A 14,501-nucleotide genomic window follows, 5' to 3' on the forward strand; every position below is an offset into this window, starting at 1 on the left:
GCGAACCTCCTTAAAATGATAGAATAATAACCTTTGACAGAAACGATACTATTAAAACACCATTGGCAAATCAAATCAAAGTCCGAACACAACGAACCACGACAGGGAATGAAAAATGATTGAACGAACAGCAATTCGTACCGCTGCGGTGTCGGTTGCAGCGCTTGCCACGACCACGGTGGCCCAAGCCGAGGGAGAGCTGAATCTCTACAACTGGGGAGACTACATCAATCCGGCCGTGCTCACCGCCTTTACGGAGGAAACCGGGATCGAGGTCAATCTCGATACCTACGGGAGCAACGAGGAGATGCTTGCCAAGATCCAGGCGGGTGCCTCGGGATACGACATCGTTTTTCCGTCGGTGCACATGCATGACATCATGTACCAGCTGGGGTTACTGGCGAAGACCGATATTGGCCAAAGCGAGAATTTCAGCAATATCGACCCGCAGTTCATCCGTGCAGAGACTGATCCGAATGCGGAATATTGTTTGCCCTATGCCTGGGGCAACGTGGGCGTCGTCTATAACAAGACCAAAGTCGAGGAGATGAGCAGCTGGGCCGACCTGTTCGACCTTGCCGCCAGCGGTGAGAAGATCGTCCTGCTGGACGATCCGCGCGAGACCATTGGCATCGGTCACATCATGAACGGCACATCGGTGAATTCCACAGACGAGGCCGAGGTCGTGGCTGCCGCCGACGTCATCAAGGAGAACCTGGAAAACGTCTCGGCCTTTTCCTACGACAGCATCCCGCTGGTCACCTCAGGTGATGTCGCCGCGGCGCATTGGTACGTGGGCGCCAACATCTTCGTTCAGCAGAATCCGGATGTACTGGCCTATTATATCCCGTCCGAGGGGGCGACGATGTACCAGGAAGACATGTGCGTTCTGAAGGATGCACCGAACGCAGACAATGCCAAGGCTTTCATGGAATTCTACCTGCGCCCCGAGATCGCGGCACTGAATGTCGAACAACAGATGAACGGCACACCCAACATCCCGGCGCAAGAGTTGATCCCCGACGAAATCGCCGAGAACAAGTCGATCTACCCGGACGCCGAAACTCTGGAGAAACTTCAGATTTTCGTCGACCTGGGACAGGACCTGCGGCTTTACAATCGCGAGTGGACCGCGATCAAAACCGCACAGTAAGCACCTGTGACAAGTAGCGGGCGCGACGGTCAGCCGGTCGCGCCCCTTTAAGCGAGAGTTTGCGGAGATGCCTAGCCGATGTCGCCAATTCTAAGCGTCAAGGACGCTACCAAGCGTTACAGCACACCCGAGGGCGGAACGATTACCGCTCTCGACGGCGTGTCTCTCGATGTGCAACCGAACGAGTTCGTGACATTGCTGGGCCCATCGGGGTGTGGCAAGACGACCCTCCTGCGGACGATCAGCGGTTTCGAAGACCTCGAAGGTGGCTCGATTGAAATCGACGGCGCGACCGTGACCCACCTGCCCGCGCACAGGCGCCCCGTGAACACGGTTTTTCAGCGCTACGCGCTTTTTCCGCATCTTAGCATCGCGCGCAACGTGGCCTATAGCCTCGAGGTGGCGGGCCTGAAACGCGCGGAAATCGGGTCGCGCGTGGGCGAGATGCTGGAGCTTGTCGGCCTTGACGGGTTCGGCGACCGGAAGATCAATCAGCTATCGGGCGGACAACAGCAGCGCGTGGCGCTGGCGCGATCTCTGGTGGCGCGGCCCAAGATATTGCTGCTGGACGAGCCGCTGTCGGCGCTGGACAAGAACCTGCGGCAAAAGATGCAGCAGGAATTGAAGACCCTGCAGGAAGAGGTCGGCATCGCGTTCGTGTTTGTCACCCATGACCAGGAGGAGGCTCTGACCATGTCGGATAGGGTCGCTGTCTTGTCAGACGGCAAGATTCAGCAGTTCGGCACGCCCGAAGACCTCTATCGCCGCCCGCGAAACGAATTTGTCGCACGTTTCCTCGGAGCAGGAAACCTTCTTGGTGCGACCGTTTCCGAGTGCAAGGACGCCGGTGCCATCGCGTTGTTGGAATCGGGACAGGTTGCGCATTTGCCGTCGACCGACGCCGCGTGTGGCGAGAAGATCAAGCTTTTGATACGGCCCGAAGACGTTCGGATGGACTGCACCAAGGACGCTGGCGCCTTGCGGTTCGAGGGAACGGTCAGACAGGTGTTGTTCGTGGGAACGGATTACATCGTTCACATCGAAACCGATGACGGAACCGAACTGAAAGCCACCTTGCGCCCCAGGGCGGAGGATCGCGGCGCAATCACGGCACCGGGGGCACGCATTACGCTGTTCGTTCAGCAAGAGGCGCTGCATCCGGTCACGTCTGCGAAGGTGGCATAATGGTAGGGCGTGACACCAGCCAGGGCCGCAAGATGCTCTCGCTTCTAGGGCTGCTTGCACCGCCCACGGTCTTTCTTGGCGTGTTCTTCATCACGCCGCTGGCCATAATGGTGATCTATTCCTTCCTCGAGCCCGGTCTTTACGGCGGGGTGGTCTGGAATTTCTACGATCTCAACTATGGCAGGATCCTTGGCTGGGCCGACACGAGGTACGAGAAATTCGACCCAGTTTATCTGACGATCTTTCTACGCTCCGTCCGTCTGGCCTTGACGACTGTCCTTCTGTCATTGGTCATTTGCTATCCGGCTGCCTTCTGGATCAGCCGCATGCCTCAGGGCCGCAAGAACTTCTTCTTGTTCCTGATCACGCTGCCTTTCTTCGTCAGCCTGGTGGTCCGGCTGTTTGCCTGGGTGCTGATCCTGCGGCCGACGGGGTTCCTGAACCAAGCGCTCATGGAAATCGGAATGATTGCCGAGCCGCTGAATCTGATCTTTACCGATACCGCCGTGGTCATCGGCATGACTTACGTGTTCATACCCTTCATGTTCCTGCCGCTCTACGCCTCGATTGAGAAGCTGGATATGTCGCTGGTGGAGGCGTCGGCCGACCTTGGGGCAACGCGTCTTCAGACCTTCCGCCGGATCATTCTTCCGGTCACGCTGCCGGGCATTGTTGGCGGGTCGATCATTGTGTTCATCCCGTCACTGGGCAACTTCATCGTGCCTTCGGTACTGGGAGGGGCAAAGGTGATGATGATCGGCAACCTTATCGAGCAGCAATTCCTGTCGGCGCGGAACTGGCCCTTCGGCTCGGCTCTCGGGATGATGGTGATGGCGGCGGTTCTGTTGTTGCTGATGATCTACGTGCGGATGATGACGCGCGAAGAGGAATATTCCACGGCTGCGAAAGTTAAGGAGAGCTGAGACATGAAAATTCGCAAGCTTCTGCGTTCCAGCATCCTGCCGATCTATGGCTACTTCTTCTTTGCTTTCGTCTATGCGCCGATCCTGCTGATTGTCGTGTTCTCGTTCAACTCCAACCCGGTCAACATGATGATCTGGGAGGATTTCACCTTTGACTGGTACAAGACGATCTTCGGCTTCACCTCCGCGGCCACGGAATCCGCGCTCTACCTCGATTCCACCGATCAGCTTTACGCGGCGGTGAAGAACAGCCTGGTTGTGGCGCTTGTCACCACCGCGGTCGCCACGGTCTTTGGTACCGCGCTGGCGTTGGCCATCGCTCGGTTCCGTTTCCGGTTCAAACCATTCTACCGGGCGCTGATGTTCATGCCGATGATCATGCCGGACATCCTGCTGGGTATCGCGCTGCTGATCTTCTTCGTCAGCGTCGGCATCGAGCTGTCGGTTTTCACGATCATCATCGGCCATTGCACCTTTCTGGTATCTTATGTCTTCATTGTTGTTTCGGCCCGGATTGCGGATATGGACGAGGCCTTGGAAGAGGCCTCTGCCGATCTCGGCGCGAATTCCTGGGTGACGTTCCGGCGGGTGACCCTGCCGATGATCATGCCGGGGGTCGTGGGGGGCGCGCTTCTTGCCTTCATAATCTCGATGGACGACCTGGTGATCACTTATTTCATCGCCGGCGTGGACAGCCAGACATTGCCGGTCTTCATCTACGGGATGCTGAGAAGGGGCATCAAACCCGAGATTAACGCGATTGCCACGATCATGCTGCTGTTCTCGCTGATCATTGCTTCCGTCGGGCTCTACATGCGCGCGAGAAAGGCCTGATATGACACGTGTGACGACCGCGAAGCCACGGGCGCGCGATACGGGCCTGCCGTTCCTCGGGCAGACCGGACCGAATAATGCGATTACCGACGTTCCCGGTGTTCTGGTAGGCTACGAGACGCTTTGCTCGCATGTTGATCCGACGCTGCGTACCAGTGACATGCACGTCCAGACCGGCGTCACCGCCATCCTGCCGCGCGGCTTCGCAAAGGAGCCGCGCCCGGTTCTGGCGGGTCAGTTCACACTTAACGGAAACGGAGAAATGACAGGTAGCCATTGGATCCGGGATGGTGGCTATTTCGTCGGGCCGGTCATGCTGACCAACACCCACTCCGTCGGTGCCGTCCACGAAGGCGCGACACGCTGGATCGTGGAGCATTACGCGGAAGCCTGGGAGAACAATCACCTATGGGCGATGCCGGTCGTCGCCGAAACCTATGATGGCGTCCTGAATGATATCAACGGCTTTCACGTGCGACCGGAACATGCGCTGAAGGCCATCGCGGCCGCTGATACCGGCTCGGTGCGCGAGGGCAACGTCGGCGGCGGCGCCGGGATGATCTGTTACGAGTACAAGGGCGGCACCGGCACGTCGTCGCGCCGGATAGAGATTGACGGCGAAAACTACACGATGGGGGCGCTTGTTCAGGCCAATCACGGGCTGCGCCCCTGGCTGACCGTACTGGGAACGCCCGTTGGCGCCACGATGACCGAAGACCGGCTACCGGACTTCGAAGCCGAGCGCGGGTCGATCATCTGCGTCCTTGCGACCGATATCCCCCTGTCCTCGGGCCAGTTGGAGCGTTTGGCGCGTCGCGCATCGATCGGCATCAGCCGATCCGGCTCTCCCGGCGGGAACAATTCGGGCGACATCTTCATGTCTTTCAGCACGGCCAATGAACTGGAACTGCCACAACTTTCCGGACCGTGGCGCTCGGTTAAACAACTCAATGACGAATTGCTGGACCCGGTTTATCTCGCCGCCGTACAGGCTATAGAAGAGGCCGTCCTGAATGCCATGTTCGCTGCTGAAGATACACCCACGACACGACCATCAGGCAAGATTTGCAAAGCCATCGACCACGCGCAACTTCTTGGCGTAATGCAGGGAGAATTGCAGGATAGACGAACGCGAAGTCCGCGCTACTAACCGCACCAGGCTGCGTGACGCACCGTCTACCGTCTGGAACTGTTCAAGTCTGCCGCGGCCAGGCCTTCGTGGATAGCGTGAGCAAGCAGCCGATCTACATCCAAAGCAGGAGCCAGCTACCACGCGACCCCATACCTCAATGCAGTCCTGCCAAAAGAGTGCTTCGATGGGCCAAGCATCTGGATTTGCCATTGACAGCGAATGTCCGGAAAGCGCATTGCGACTGCAGAAACTGGCTTGACTGCTCGATGACGGCTTTGGGCCGTGAGCCGACGTTGCCCTTGACCCTGCCCAGCGCATGAAATACTCCTCTGAACTGTTGAGCGGGCGTTGTGTAATGGTAAGACCTCAGCCTTCCAAGCTGATGATACGGGTTCGATTCCCGTCGCCCGCTCCAGGAATTCATTTCCGACAGTTTGCCGACAAAATCGTTCAGTTCGTACGTTTTAGTATTTGAAATAATGATGTAAATTTCCGTCTGCGTACCTGTCTTCCAACCAAGAAATCGCTTCCCGTCGCCCGCTCCAGCCTCCGTCCTGCCAATGCCTGTGCCCAATTGTCCACCAAACGGTTACGCCCTTGACCCCGGCGGCGCGCCCGGCCATGAGGAGGGCTGGACAAAAGTCACGCGCGGGGATGCATGGTAAGACGGGCCGAAAACGGCGCAGACATGATCGAGCGGGAAAGGTCGAAGCGGATGGGCGCGCTGTCGGAGCTTTGGCCGTTCCTGCAGCCTTACCGTCGTCTGCTGGCCCTTGCCGTCGCGGCGCTCGTGCTCACGGCCTGTGTTTCGCTGATCTTGCCCTTGGCGGTGCGGCGCGTGGTCGACAATTTCTCGGCGGAAGACGGGGCGATCCTCGACAAGTATTTCCTTGCCGCGGTCGGCATCGCGGGGCTGCTCGCGATCGGGACGGGGCTGCGATACGCCTTGGTGACACGGCTGGGCGAACGCGTCGTGGCGGACATGCGAAAGGCGGTGTTTGACAAGGTGATCGGGCTGAGCCCGGCCTTTTACGAGCGCACCATGACGGGCGAGATCCTGAGCCGCGTCACAACCGATACGACGCTGATCCTTTCGGTGATCGGGTCGTCCATTTCCATCGCGCTGCGCAATCTGCTGATCTTCGCGGGCGGGTTGGTGCTGATGCTGTTCACCTCCGCCAAGCTGACCGGGATGGTGCTTTTGCTGGTGCCGCTGATCATCGTGCCGATCCTGACTCTGGGGCGCCGGTTGCGCAAGCTGAGCCGCGAGAACCAGGACTGGATCGCGGCCAGTTCCGGCAACGCCTCGGAGGCGCTGTTGAATGTGCAGACGGTGCAGGCCTTCACCCATGAAGGGGCCAGCCGGGCGGCGTTCTCGGACGTGACGGAACGCAGTTTTGACGTGGCGCAGCGGCGCATCTGGGTGCGGGCGCTGATGACGGTTATCGTGATATTTCTGGTGTTTACCGGCATCGTCTGCGTGCTGTGGATCGGGGCGCGGGACGTGCGCGCCGGCGTGATGACCGCAGGCACTCTGGTACAGTTCGTGATTTATTCCGTCATGGTAGCCGGGGGCGTGGCCGCCCTGTCGGAGATCTGGGGTGAGTTGCAGCGTGCCGCCGGGGCGACGGAACGGCTGGTGGAGCTGTTGCAGGCCGAGGACGAGGTGCAGGACCCGGCCCGCCCAGAAGCGCTGCCGCGTCCGGTGAAGGGGCGCATTGCCTTCGAGAATGTCAGTTTCACATATCCTACAAGGCCCGATGCCCCGGCGCTGCACGCGCTGGACCTGGTGATCGAGCCAGGCGAGACCGTGGCGCTGGTGGGCCCCTCCGGTGCGGGCAAGACCACGATCATCCAGATGATCCAGCGGTTCTATGATCCGCAATCGGGGCAGGTGACGCTGGATGGTGTTCCGCTGGATAAGATGGCGCGACCGGACTTTCGGGCGGAGCTGTCGCTGGTGCCGCAGGAGCCGGTGATCTTTGCCGCCTCGGCGCGCGACAACATCCGGTTCGGCCGGATCGACGCGGGCGATTCCGAGGTAGAGGCTGCCGCACGGGCGGCGGCGGCGCATGAGTTCGTCATGGCGCTGCCGGACGGGTATGACACCTACCTTGGCGAGCGCGGTGTCATGTTGTCGGGCGGGCAAAAGCAGCGCGTTGCCATCGCCCGCGCGATCTTGCGGGACGCGCCGGTGCTGCTCTTGGACGAGGCGACCTCGGCGCTGGATGCCGAGAGCGAACGGGCGGTGCAAGAGGCGGTCGATGGGTTGGCCAAGGACCGCACGACGGTGATCGTGGCGCACCGGCTGGCCACGGTGAAGAAGGCCGACCGGATCATCGTGATGGAGCAGGGCCGGATCGTGGCGGAGGGGACCCATGACAGCCTCGTCGCCGAAGAAGGTCTTTATGCGCGGCTGGCGCGGTTGCAGTTCACCGACGGGGCGGCGGCCTAGGGCGGGGCCAAAAGCTTTGAGAAAGCTTTTGGCAAATCCTTTCTCAAAGGATTTTCGGCGGCGGGTTGGTTTCCGATGGCGCCTTGCGTAGTCTGCTCGAAACACCAGCGGGTGCCGTTGATGCGCGAGGATTCAGCCTACCTTTTGCAGCCTTCCGGCGCGACGATGCGTGTTGTCCTGTTGGGGGCAAGCGGCACGATCGGGCGGGCGGTCCTGGAGGCGCTGCTGGCTGATGGTCATGATGTCGTGTGCCCGTTGCGCCGCGCCGACCCGGCAGTGCCTGAGCGGGTGCAGTATGTCATCGGTGACCTGTCCGCGCCCGAGCTGCTGGAAAAGGCAATGCGCGGGGCCGACGCCGTGGTCAGTTGCCTGGCGTCGCGAACGGGTGCGCCCGGGGATGCCTGGGCTGTCGATCACGGGCTGAACGCGGTGGCCCTGCGCGCGGCAAAGGCGGAGGGCATCGCGCGCTTCGTTCTGTTGTCGGCGATCTGCGTGCAGAAGCCGGTGCTGGCGTTCCAGAAGGCCAAGCTGGCCTTCGAGGCGGAGTTGCGGGCCTCGACCCTGTGCCACGTGATCGTGCGGCCGACGGCGTTTTTCAAATCGCTGTCCGGACAAGTGGACAGGATGCGGGCGGGCAAGCCTTACCTTGCCTTTGGCAACGGTCGGTTGACCGCTTGCAAGCCGATCAGCGACGGCGATTTGGCGCGGTTCATCGCGAACGCGCTGACGAATCCGGCCTGTGCCAACCGCATCCTGCCGGTGGGCGGGCCCGGTCCGGCGCTGACCCCGGAGGAGCAAGGCCGGTTGCTGGCCGATTCGCTGGGCGTTCCGTTCCGGATGAAACGGGTGCCGGTGGGTTTGCTCGACGCCATCATTGCCACACTGAGTGTTACCGGAAGGTTAAACAGGCGCGCCCGGGCCAAGGCGGAGCTGGCGCGGATCGGGCGGTACTACGCGACCGAGTCGATGCTGGTCTGGGATGAAGCAAGGCAGTGCTATGATGCCGACGCGACACCGGAATTCGGGCAGGATCGGCTGGCGGATTACTACGCAACGTTGGCGAGCGGCGAGGTCGTGCTGGAGCGGGGGGTCCATGCGGTGTTCTGAACTGGTCAAGTGCGCAGGGATCGGGTAGGGGAAGCCCTTGTGACAAAAGGCTTTGCATCATGACCCAACGCGCCGGTTTCATCGCCCTGATCGGGGAGCCCAATGCGGGCAAGTCCACGCTGCTCAACCGCATGGTGGGCGCGAAGGTCAGCATCGTGACGCACAAGGTGCAGACCACGCGGGCGCGCATTCGCGGCGTGGCCATCGAAGGCGATGCGCAGCTTGTGTTTGTCGATACGCCGGGGCTGTTCGCGCCGCGCCGCAGGCTGGACCGGGCGATGGTGGCCGCGGCCTGGAGCGGGGCGGCGGATGCGGACGTGATCGTGCTGCTGGTCGAGGCGCATCGGGGCGTGACCGAAGGCGTCGAGAAGATCCTCGAGGGGCTGGACGAATTGCCCAAGGGGCGGCGCGTGGCGCTGGCGATCAACAAGATCGACCGGGTGCAATCCGAGGTGCTGCTGGGGCTGACCAAGGAGCTGAACGAACGGCATGAATTCATTGAGACTTTCATGATTTCCGCCGAGAAGGGACATGGTGTCGAGGACCTGCGCAAGTGGCTGGCGGACGAGATGCCGGAGGGGCCGTGGCTCTATCCCGAGGACCAGATCGCGGACCTGCCGATGCGGATGATCGCGGCCGAGATGACGCGCGAAAAACTGACCCTGCGGCTGCACCAGGAACTGCCGTACCAGTTGACGGTGGAGACCGAGAACTGGGAAGAGCGCGAGGACGGGTCGGCGCGGATCGACCAGGTGATCTATGTCATGCGGGACGGTCACAAGGGGATCGTCCTGGGCAAGAAAGGCGAGACGATCAAGGCGGTTAGCCAGGCGGCGCGCACCGAGCTGGAAGAGTTCCTGGGGCGGCGGGTGCACCTGTTCACGCAAGTGAAGGTGCGGCCCAATTGGCTGGAGGAAGCCGAGCGGTATTCCGAGATGGGCCTTGATTTCAAGGACGGAAACGGGTGATCGGCCTTGGCACAGAGGTCCCGGATCGGGGTCCGGGACAGGCCCCGGATCGAAGTCCGGGGCGGGTTGCGCCATGAGCCGACTGACGGCAGAGTTCTGGGTGCAGGCCTACCTGGCACGGCTGCGGTTGATGGAGATCCCGGCCTTCGTGGTGGCGCATGGCGATGACACCGGCGGCGCGGTGCTGGTGAAGCTGAACACGCTGGATGGGCAAGCATCTGTTTTCCAACGGTCTTTCGACCTGATGAGCGGCGCGCGGACATGGGTCACGCTGGCCGAGGGGGACGAGCGCGATGTCGACCAGGCGGTGGCGAAACAGCGGTCCTTCGATCCCGATCTATGGGTGATCGAGGTGGAGGATCGGCAGGGGCGGCACCTGCTTGACGAGCCTGGCTTGCGGGATTGAGGGCAGGTGGGTTGGCACCCACCCTACGGAGCCGGACAAAGGTTAACGGGCTTGGATTAAGTGAAAACGGGACGTCGGTATCGCGTCGGTATCTGGGTGGTATTGCAACGGTGCGGTTCCGTGAGTTTCGGCGGGTTAACGAGGCGTGCGCGGTAAAGGGGCGGTTAATGCCTTGTGCGTTGGTCCGGTTGGCCGGGAGGTCCCGGATCAGGTCCGGGACGGCGATGTGACAGCCGGGGGGTGCTACGCCTCTTCTTGGCAGGCGATCCACCATGTCGTGCCGCTGGCATCGCGGACGCCGCCGCGCAGGTCGCCGTCGCCTTTGGACTGCATCGGCTGGACGATTTCGGCCCCCGCCGCCACGGCGCGGTCGAAGGCGGCTTCGGCGTCGGCGAGGTAGAGGTGCAGGTTGGCAGGCGGGCCGTCGGGCATTTCGCCCATCATCACCACGCTGTCGCCGATCCGGCATTCGGCGTGCATGATGCCGCCGCCCTCGCGTTCGATCACGCGCAGGCGGTCGGCGTTGAAGGCGGCGGCGCAGAAGTCGAGCACCGCCGCCGCGTCCGGCACGATCAGGTAGGCGGAAACATCCGGGTAGCCTTGGGGTTTGTGCATGAGTCTACTCCACGGTGATGACCTTGCGGGCCAGAACCTCTTGCCCCGCGACGTCGAGGAAACGCAGCTCGTAGACGCCGGGTTCATTCGGCAGGTCGATCTGGGCGGTGGTGGCGCCGTCGGTGATCTTGACCGCCTGGAGCCAGGTGAAGATTGCCTGGTTGCCGCGCGCGAGCGTGATGCGCTGGTCGGCGCTGGCGCTGTCCACCTGCCAGGAGACGTCGATGGTGCTGCCCGGCGCCGCGCTGTCGGGGGCGGTGAGGGCGGCGCCGGTGTTGAGGGCGGCGTCCTCGGCCAGCACCTCGACCGTGTGGCGGGCCAGAACGCGGGTGCCTTCGCGCAGGACGTAGCGGATCTCGTAGAGGCCGGTCTCCGCCGGGGCCTTGAGCGAGCCGGAGGTGGCCTCGCGCACGGTGAAATAGATGCCGAATGTGTCATCCGCCGCGCCCATCGGGACGAGGTTGATGTAGTCGTTGGTGGCGACCGTGCCGGTCCAGTCCACGGCGATGTCGTCGCCTGCGCGGATCTGTTCGGGGCCGGTGATCGTGACATCGGGCGGGGTCAGTTCGATCATGGCGGTGGCCAGCACCTTGGGGCCCTCGCGCAGGAGGTAGCGCAGCTCGTACATGCCCGGATCGGCGGGCATGGTCAGCGCCACCTGGGACGCATCGCGCACGACCTGATAGTTGCCGTACTCGTTCTCTGGCGCTCCGGCGGGGACGACCACGACGTAGTCCTGCGGGTTCACGGTGCCGGTCCATTGCACGGTGACCGATGCGCCGGTGGCGGCGCTGTCGGGACCGGAGATGGTGACCTGCGGTTCGGTGACCTCGATCATGGCGGTGGCCATGACTTTGGAGCCTTCGCGCAGGAGGTAGCGCAATTCGTACATGCCGGGATCGGAAGGCGCGGTCAGGTTGACCTCGGACTTGTCGCGGACCTGCTGGTAGCTGCCGAAGGTCGCGGGCTCGGCCCCCACCGGGACGATTGTGACATAGTCCTGGGCGTTGACGGTTCCGGTCCACGAGACGCTGAACTGCGCGCCGGTCGAGACGGTTTCGGGGCCGGAGACAGTGACTTGAGGCTCGGTGACCTCGATCATCGCGGTGGCCATCACCTTGGGGCCTTCGCGCAGGAGGTAACGCAATTCGTACATGCCGGGATCGGAGGGGGCGACGAGGCGCGTCTCGGTGTCGTCGCGCACGGGCTGGTAGCTGCCATAGGTGTTTGGCTCGGCCCCCACGGGGACGATGGTGACGTAATCCTTGGGGTTGACCGTGCCGGTCCAGGAGACGGTGAATTGTGCGCCGGTGGCTACGGTTTCGGGGCCGGAGACGGTGACCTCGGGGGCGGCGACCTCGATCGGGGCGGTTGCCAGCACGCGCGGGCCTTCGCGCAGGACGTAGCGCAGTTCGTACATGCCGGTATCGGAGGGCATGGTGAGCGTGACGGTGTCGTCGTCGCGCACCGGCTGGTAGCTGCCATAGGTTCCGGCATCGGCGCCCACCGGCGCGATGGTGATGTAGTCCTTGGAATTGACCGTGCCGGTCCAGCTGACGGGGACCTGTGCGCCGGTGACGGCGGTGGCCGGGCCGCTGATCGTGACCTCGGGCGCCAGCAATTCGATGGTGGCGCTGGCGAGCGTCTTGTTGCCTTCGCGCTGGATGTAGCGGATTTCATGCATGCCGGGATCGGCGGTGGCCAGAAGGCGGCCGGAGCTGTCGTCGCGGACGGGGAAGTAGTTGGTGTAGGCGCCTTCCTCGGCGCCCATCGGGACGATGGTGATGTAATCCTTGGCGTTGACCGTGCCGGACCAGCTGACCGGGATTTCGGCGCCGGTGAGGGCGGTTTCGGGGGTCTGGAGCGTGACTTGCGGGTCGGCCACTTCGAGCGGGCGGCTGGCGACGGTGCGGCTGTCGACGTTGAGGATGTAGCGGATCTCGTAGAGGCCCGGATCGGCGGGGGCGGTGAGGTCGAAGCTCTCGTGTTTGTTGATCGCGCGGTAATTGGCGAGCGTGCCGGCATCGGCACCCGCGGGGACGATGGCGATATAATCGCGGGGGTTGATGGTGGGCGACCAGCTGACGGTGACCGGGCTGCCGGTCTGGACGGTGTCGGCGGCTTGCAGGGTGACCTGGGCTGGCGTGATCTCGATCGGGTCGGTGCCGAGGACGGTCTTGGTCTCGGTGCTGTAATAGCGGGCCTCGTATGCGCCGGGCTCGCCGGGCGTGGCGAAGGTGACTTCGGTGTTCTTGCCGATGCGGGTGTATTGGCCGAGTTCGGTTTCGGGGGCGCCTGCGGGGGTGACGGCGATATAGTCGGCCTGTGACACGGTGGGGTCCCAAGTGATGGTGGTGGGGCTGCCGGCGACGGCCGTATCCGGCGCGTCGACGGTGACCTGCGGGGCTTGCGGTTCTGGCTCGGGTTCCGGCGTGGCGACGGCGGTGGCGACGGCGGAGAGGGCGGCGCCCAGTTCGTCGGCGTTGGAGGCCTGGATGTATTGCCCGCCGGTTTCCTCGGCGATGCAGGCGAGCGAGCCGGTGTCCTCGTCCGCGCCAAGGCCGAAGCCCACCACGTGGGCGGTGAAGCCGACGCCGCCTTTTTCCAGCGCGCGGGCCAGTTCGCACGGGTCGCGCTCGCAGCTTTCCAGGCCGTCGGAGATGAGCACCACGGTGGCGGGGCGGTCGGTGTAGGAAAGTTGCGTGGCGGCCTGTTCCACGGCGTCGGTCAGGGGGGTCTTGCCGGTGGGGGTGATGGACTTGATGCGGTCCAGGATTTCGGAGCGTTGGGCGGCGCCGGGCTCGACGATCACCTCGATATCCGTGCAATCGCCGCGGGAGCGGTGACCGTAGGCCATGAGGCCGACGCTGCGGTCGTCGGCCCAGTCGCCCAGGAGGTTGCCGATGACGTCCCGCGCGATCTCGATCTTGGCGGTGCCGTCGATCTGGCCCCACATGGAGTTGGACCCGTCGAAGACCACCATGACGTTGTCGTTGGCCAGCGCCGCCGGGGCGGCGAGAAGCGTGGTGGTCAGCGCCAGGGCGCGGGCGGTTGAACACGTCATCGAGAACCCCTTTGCGAAAAATCTGTTCGGGGGCAGATAAGCATACCTCAGGCCCCCGGTCATGTCCGGATTTCCAGACCGTGGGTCGGGGCGGGCCTTGGCAGGGTTCATCTTTTGATGTCCTATGGCCGTTCGGAAGGTGGAGCGGTGTAATGGAGTGGCGCGACCAAGGCATAGTGCTGGCCAGCCGCCCGCATGGCGAGGCGGCGGCGATCCTGGAGGTGTTCACACCTTCAAAGGGCCGGCATGCAGGGGTGGTGCGCGGCGGGGCGTCGCGCAAGATGGCCCCGGTTTTACAGCCCGGCGGACAGGTGGACGTGACGTGGAAGGCGCGGCTGGAGGATCACCTGGGTGCGTTCACGGTGGAGCCGGTTCGGTCGCGCGCGGCGGCCTCGCTGGGGGACCGGGTGGCGCTGGCGGGGCTGAACGCGGTGACGTCCTTGCTGCTGTTCTGCCTGCCCGAGCGCGAGGCGCATGGGCGGCTTTACGGGCAGACCGAGGCGCTGTTGGATTTGCTGGGGCAGGGGGATGTGTGGCCGCTGGCCTATCTGAAGTGGGAGATGGCGCTGCTCGACGAGATGGGGTTCGGGCTGGACCTGTCGGAATGCGCGGTGAAGGGGCGGGCGGCGAACGACCTGAGTTTCATCTCGCCGCGCACG

12 protein-coding genes and 1 tRNA gene are annotated in these 14,501 nt (G+C 63.1%); 11 read left to right on the forward strand and 2 right to left on the reverse strand.

The window, feature by feature from the left end; all coding sequences use genetic code 11:
* The first annotated feature begins 115 nt into the window (after positions 1–115).
* The 10 genes from RBB31_RS14765 (at position 116) to RBB31_RS14810 (ending at position 10,163) form a co-directional block, all read left to right on the forward strand.
* Positions 116–1,153, forward strand: a complete 1,038-nt coding sequence (locus RBB31_RS14765) for a PotD/PotF family extracellular solute-binding protein (RefSeq protein ID WP_152493690.1) — start codon at positions 116–118, stop codon at positions 1,151–1,153.
* A 78-nt stretch (positions 1,154–1,231) separates the two neighbouring features.
* Complete coding sequence (locus tag RBB31_RS14770) at positions 1,232–2,338, forward strand: ABC transporter ATP-binding protein (protein ID WP_306130068.1); 1,107 nt, start codon at positions 1,232–1,234, stop codon at positions 2,336–2,338.
* Positions 2,338–3,261, forward strand: coding sequence for an ABC transporter permease (locus RBB31_RS14775; RefSeq protein ID WP_306130069.1), 924 nt, complete (start codon positions 2,338–2,340; stop codon positions 3,259–3,261). Before RBB31_RS14770 ends, RBB31_RS14775 begins: the two co-directional genes overlap by 1 nt.
* 3 nt (positions 3,262–3,264) lie before the next feature.
* The gene (locus RBB31_RS14780) at positions 3,265–4,095 is read left to right on the forward strand and encodes an ABC transporter permease (RefSeq protein WP_152493687.1); all 831 of its coding nucleotides are present in this window, start codon (positions 3,265–3,267) and stop codon (positions 4,093–4,095) included.
* Between the two features lies 1 nt (position 4,096).
* Positions 4,097–5,245, forward strand: coding sequence for a P1 family peptidase (locus tag RBB31_RS14785; RefSeq protein ID WP_306130070.1), 1,149 nt, complete (start codon positions 4,097–4,099; stop codon positions 5,243–5,245).
* 323 nt (positions 5,246–5,568) lie between these two features.
* Positions 5,569–5,642 (forward strand) — tRNA-Gly (locus tag RBB31_RS14790).
* A gap of 243 nt (positions 5,643–5,885) precedes the next feature.
* On the forward strand, positions 5,886–7,682 hold the full coding sequence (locus tag RBB31_RS14795; protein ID WP_306130071.1) for an ABC transporter transmembrane domain-containing protein: 1,797 nt from the start codon (positions 5,886–5,888) through the stop codon (positions 7,680–7,682).
* 120 nt (positions 7,683–7,802) lie between these two features.
* Positions 7,803–8,789, forward strand: coding sequence for an NAD(P)H-binding protein (locus RBB31_RS14800; protein ID WP_306130072.1), 987 nt, complete (start codon positions 7,803–7,805; stop codon positions 8,787–8,789).
* A 59-nt stretch (positions 8,790–8,848) separates the two neighbouring features.
* Positions 8,849–9,757, forward strand: coding sequence for a GTPase Era (gene era / locus RBB31_RS14805; RefSeq protein ID WP_306130073.1), 909 nt, complete (start codon positions 8,849–8,851; stop codon positions 9,755–9,757).
* A gap of 73 nt (positions 9,758–9,830) precedes the next feature.
* Positions 9,831–10,163: a DUF1491 family protein gene (locus RBB31_RS14810; RefSeq protein WP_222452510.1), complete on the forward strand. Its 333-nt coding sequence runs from the start codon at positions 9,831–9,833 to the stop codon at positions 10,161–10,163.
* Positions 10,164–10,406: 243 nt separating this feature from the next.
* On the opposite strand, the gene RBB31_RS14815 is transcribed toward RBB31_RS14810, so the two are convergent.
* Both RBB31_RS14815 and RBB31_RS14820 read right to left on the reverse strand, forming a co-directional pair.
* Positions 10,407–10,778, reverse strand: coding sequence for a VOC family protein (locus tag RBB31_RS14815; protein ID WP_306130074.1), 372 nt, complete (start codon positions 10,776–10,778; stop codon positions 10,407–10,409).
* A gap of 4 nt (positions 10,779–10,782) precedes the next feature.
* Complete coding sequence (locus RBB31_RS14820; RefSeq protein WP_306130075.1) at positions 10,783–13,842, reverse strand: VWA domain-containing protein; 3,060 nt, start codon at positions 13,840–13,842, stop codon at positions 10,783–10,785.
* Between the two features lie 152 nt (positions 13,843–13,994).
* Between RBB31_RS14820 and recO the strand changes: the two genes are divergently transcribed.
* A partial coding sequence (recO, locus tag RBB31_RS14825; protein WP_306130076.1) for a DNA repair protein RecO occupies positions 13,995–14,501 on the forward strand: 507 nt, incomplete at its 3' end.

The sequence above is a fragment of the Roseovarius sp. MMSF_3350 genome (genome assembly GCF_030733425.1).
GTDB lineage: Bacteria > Pseudomonadota > Alphaproteobacteria > Rhodobacterales > Rhodobacteraceae > Roseovarius.